The sequence below is a fragment of the Pseudoalteromonas sp. S8-8 genome (genome assembly GCF_000497875.1).
Lineage (GTDB): Bacteria > Pseudomonadota > Gammaproteobacteria > Enterobacterales > Alteromonadaceae > Pseudoalteromonas > Pseudoalteromonas arctica.
The window spans coordinates 1-4,178 of record NZ_AUTR01000059.1 but is presented as its reverse complement, the minus strand read 5'-3'; the positions used below and the strand labels follow the sequence as shown (position 1 = coordinate 4,178).

At 39.9% G+C, this 4,178-nt stretch carries 6 protein-coding genes; 4 read left to right on the top strand and 2 right to left on the bottom strand.

The genetic code is table 11. The annotated features are described in order from the left end of the window. From L659_RS0118640 to L659_RS0118625, 3 genes are all read left to right on the top strand, one after another. On the top strand, positions 1 to 779 hold a 779-nt coding region (locus L659_RS0118640; protein WP_024591509.1), incomplete at its 5' end, for a PoNe immunity protein domain-containing protein. A 9-nt stretch (positions 780 to 788) separates the two neighbouring features. Further along, on the top strand, positions 789 to 1,118 hold the full coding sequence (locus L659_RS0118635) for a hypothetical protein (RefSeq protein ID WP_024591508.1): 330 nt from the start codon (positions 789 to 791) through the stop codon (positions 1,116 to 1,118). A 219-nt stretch (positions 1,119 to 1,337) separates the two neighbouring features. Then, positions 1,338 to 1,682, top strand: coding sequence for a PEGA domain-containing protein (locus tag L659_RS0118625; protein WP_007586203.1), 345 nt, complete (start codon positions 1,338 to 1,340; stop codon positions 1,680 to 1,682). 55 nt (positions 1,683 to 1,737) lie between these two features. On the opposite strand, the gene L659_RS0118620 is transcribed toward L659_RS0118625, so the two are convergent. Next, the gene (locus L659_RS0118620) at positions 1,738 to 2,130 is read right to left on the bottom strand and encodes a DUF1294 domain-containing protein (RefSeq protein WP_007586205.1); all 393 of its coding nucleotides are present in this window, start codon (positions 2,128 to 2,130) and stop codon (positions 1,738 to 1,740) included. A 52-nt stretch (positions 2,131 to 2,182) separates the two neighbouring features. Between L659_RS0118620 and L659_RS0118615 the strand changes: the two genes are divergently transcribed. Further along, positions 2,183 to 2,713, top strand: a complete 531-nt coding sequence (locus tag L659_RS0118615) for a hypothetical protein (protein ID WP_024591507.1) — start codon at positions 2,183 to 2,185, stop codon at positions 2,711 to 2,713. A 45-nt stretch (positions 2,714 to 2,758) separates the two neighbouring features. On the opposite strand, the gene L659_RS0118610 is transcribed toward L659_RS0118615, so the two are convergent. Continuing rightward, complete coding sequence (locus L659_RS0118610) at positions 2,759 to 4,084, bottom strand: IS4 family transposase (RefSeq protein ID WP_024589914.1); 1,326 nt, start codon at positions 4,082 to 4,084, stop codon at positions 2,759 to 2,761. Positions 4,085 to 4,178: the final 94 nt, after the last annotated feature.

The window sequence follows — 4,178 nt, the reverse complement described above, 5'->3', positions numbered from 1 at the left end:
GCTACTTTCAAACACTTACGAGTGACCTTGATGAAGCTCTAACTGAAACACAAGCCGCACTCGACGACGCTGTATTTACCTCCCCTACTCAGCGCGTTGATGTGGCTCAGAGATTGTTTCAACTAGCGATTATGCGAGCTGTAGCGCATTATTCTTATGGTGCCTCTATTGATGAACTACGCCCTTTTGTACTCGCTATTTTACCTTATCGTGAACAGCTCACCTTGGTAGCTAATAACATTCCACAACCCCATCAGCTTTACCGTGTTGATTTTGAGCAACTTGGAGGCGCTGGCGATGCGTGTGGCTCTGCGAATATAAATCGCTATATTTATACGCTTTGGTGGCTGTCGTTACTCGTTGCCTGCGACGCGCCCACTGAGCATATTAGTAAAACGCTTGATGTCATTGGTGAACAAGGTAAAGATGCATTATTTGATGCTATTGCCGTAAAGCTCGGTGATTCACAACGCCCTATGGCAAAGACCCTCTATTACCCTGATGTTTACCAGTGTTTGTTTGACGCCTTTAGTCTTGATAAAAATACGCAAGCACAGAAGCTAAACCAGTTTATATCGCAATGGTATGCCCAACTTGATGATGCCGACTGGCACGGCAACCATGAATGTGATTGTGAATTTGAATATACTGATTATTATATTGGGTACTGGTGTTTAGAGCATGCGTTAGTGGCAAACTTACTTGGTATAACCAAAGTACAGCTTACGCCACATCCAATGCTAGCCAATGATTTAATACGTAATAAACATGAGCGCTAAGGACAGCCAATGCAACCTGATATAAAACACATCCCGCAACACCTAGGTCAGTATCTTTATCAACAAATTGATGCTCCGTGGCTTGAAGCACAGCTTATTTTAGATTGCGATAATAATGTGATTGAGTGCAAAGCTCACTTTATTAAAGCAGACGACGAAACACAGCATGCAATTGCTGTATCTGAAAATATAACAGCGTTGTTTAAAACGTTATTTGACCACGCAATTAAAAATGAAGTGGAAGATTGGCAGCGCGCTATTTTTACTACCACTCGTCAAGGTCAGTTCAACTTAAACTTTGAACGCGATAATAGCGATGAAGCCACTTTATTACTTTAAATGAGCAGCATAAGCATAGCGTTAAATTTATTTAAAACTTTATAAATTAATAACAATAATTGAACCTGAGCTGGATACATATTAAACTGTACGCCAATTTGTTTTTTAAACAAACGAAAGTCAAGGAAGACGAGTTAGGTACCCCAACTTATTAATACTCCTCCATGATATTTCGTGACATTTAACATTTATTATTTAAAATAATTTTACGGAGTACCTATGAAAAAATTAAGCGCACTTTTGGGTTTACTGTTATTAAGCGGTTGTTCTACACCTCCTCCAGCCCAAGAAACTGAGCAAGTAGTTTTAGAACCTATTGCAGAGATTAACGAAGTAGCTGCACCAATTTCATTAACAGTTATTACTAACCCTGCTGATGCTCGCGTTCGTATTATGAATATCAACCCTGTTTACAAAGCTGGTATTGAGCTTAAAGAAGGTAAATACGATATTGAAGTAAGCAAAGCAGGATACCTTACTTACAGAAAATGGGTTTCAGTTGATAAAAAAACAATACTAACTGTTGAACTCGATACAATGGAAGCAAGCCAATCGGCTCAATAAGCTTCTCAGTACGTTTTAGTTTATATGCCTTAGCCTGGTTAATTTAATAACTGGCCTAAGGCATATTAAATCCTTCATAAAGCCACAAATATCCTACTGCGAAATAACTACCAACATTAATTAAAATACATAACCACAACACAATAATAAAACGTCGCTTTTGCGATTTATGACGAAGTAATTGTTGAGCAAGTAATGCCCCCGGCCATCCTCCAAATAATGCAAGTAGTTGCAGTGTACGCTCTGGCGTGCGGTTTACTTTTGTATGTGAAGAACGCTTAGCTTGTCGCTTATCCCACGCGTACATTAAAAAAGTTATAGCACTTAATACACTTATATAACCAGGTACATATATTGGTATATAAACAGGTAAGTATTGCAGCGGGTAAGCTAACCAAATGGCAGCTAAATAAAGCAATGAGAACGTGATTAATATTTTCTTTATCAATTAATTATCACCTATACTGGGCTTATAAGAGCCTAACAACGAGAGCCAAATTATGACATATTTTAAATCGCTATTCTTAGCATTATGTTTATGCACATTTAGTAGCTTTGCTAATGAAACTGCCAGTAACCTTGATAAAGAGCTAGAAGTGTTTAAACCTTACTTAGGAACGTGGCAAGCAGACTTTAAAGTACCAGAAGGCGCTAAAAAAATACAAGATGTTGGCCGTTGGGAACGCGCTTTAAACGGTAAAGCTATTCGTACCATGCACTCGATTAACGAGGGTGAGTATGGCGGTGAGTCGATGATTTTTTATGATAGCAAAAAGAAGTCACTCGTATTTTATTATTTCACTACGGCAGGATTTTACACTAAAGGCACAATAACGGTATTAAGCCCTACTCAGTTTGTAGCCTATGAGGAAGTAACAGGCAGTAAAGAGGGAGTGACTAAGGTTAAATCTACTAGTGATTTAAAAGACGATAAGTTTATTGTATCGACCTCTTATCTTAAAAAGGGTGAATGGACTAAGCCCGAAAGCAGAAGTTATACACGCAGTACAAAAACGGTTAAATTTAAATAGCCGCGATTTATAAACACAAAAAAGGCAGCCTAGGCTTAATGCCAGTCAGTTAACAGCTGACTGGCTTTTTTTATTGGGGTATTTACTGGGTTTTGGTTTCACACACCTCGGATACGCCCGCTCCCGTTTTATCGGCAATATGTGATATTCAACTTGAGCTTGTAATTGCTCTATTGATTTAGGTATCCGTCCTGCATTTTCTATAAACATTGTATGAATAAGGTTAATAATACTAATAGCACACGTCGTAAAACTCAGGTGTTTTGCATATATCCCAGATTTTTTCTGCGCCATTTTCACCATCTGGTATCGGAGCAAGTTATAGCTCAACATTACGCCCCATAATTCTTGCGCTATCATCTCAGGTTTCTTGCTGCGTAGCGTAAAGTGACTATTCAGTAAGGTTTGTTTCATTTCTCGATAACCAAGTTCAATTTCCCACCGATCACTATAGAGGTCAACAATTTCAGCCTTAGGGAAACGCATTGGGTCTGTTAATGAAGTGAGTATATTCACCTCTTTCCCCTTAACCGTTTTTGTGACTAGCCTAACTTCAATGCTCTCTGGTAAATCGTCGAACTTTTTTCTCGCTTGTGCTGTTGCTTTTAGCTTGATGAGTTTGTCTTGACGACCTAGAGAGCGAACAATTTCATATTGCGTGCCTTTTCTCATCGGTTGAAGCCAATGCCTATTTACCCCAGCATGATGCCAACGATTGAGTAAGCCTAGAGAATAGAAGCCTCTATCAAATAACGTCAGTGAGTTATCGGGTGTTGCCTCGATTAAGTCTTCAGCCAACACCATTTCACTAGTACGACAACTATCAAAGGCGCTCCCCATTAATAAATGACTAGTTAACTCCATCAAACACACCATGCGAACCTGAGGGAAGGCCGTGTCACCATACTGATTTTTCCACATGGAGAATGCATGTTGATTTTCAGCAGTATCCGGTGTGCGCCAAATGACACCATCAACACCCAGTAGTGATAGCCCGCACCATGTGGGATGGTTCGCATCAGCATTCCACATTTGCTGACTTTGCTCAAAAACCTGTTTAACGGCATCAGCCCCAAGCCGCTGCCTAGCCTGTACAACCGCGCTGGGCGCAACGAGTTCTTTTTTACCTGGTAAAGCGAGCCCTAATTTACTGACAATACTCCACAGTGGGTCTTCACGATAAAACGACATACAAATGACTGTCCAAACGGCCATCTCAACAGGAAGCCTTCTTTTCCTTATCGTCGCGACACCTGCGGTTTCTGCGCATTGTTTGATAAACTCAGGGCATAAAAAATCACTCAGTTGACCTAAGCCTTCTGAATTGGGTGCGTAGCTATTGGCTAGAGAAAGTGCGGTAGTGAGTTGCAAAATAAAAGGCTCCTGAATAAATTCAGAAGCCTTTATAAACTAACCAGAAGATCGGTCAATGGATCGTTAAATATTTCTTAACTGATCGGCATTA

Bases quoted from the DNA above. Each gene is read 5' to 3' on its own strand.
- L659_RS0118615 (WP_024591507.1), top strand. From the start codon at position 2,183: ATGACATATTTTAAATCGCTATTCTTAGCATTATGTTTATGCACATTT.
- L659_RS0118635 (WP_024591508.1), top strand. From the start codon at position 789: ATGCAACCTGATATAAAACACATCCCGCAACACCTAGGTCAGTATCTT.
- L659_RS0118625 (WP_007586203.1), top strand. From the start codon at position 1,338: ATGAAAAAATTAAGCGCACTTTTGGGTTTACTGTTATTAAGCGGTTGT.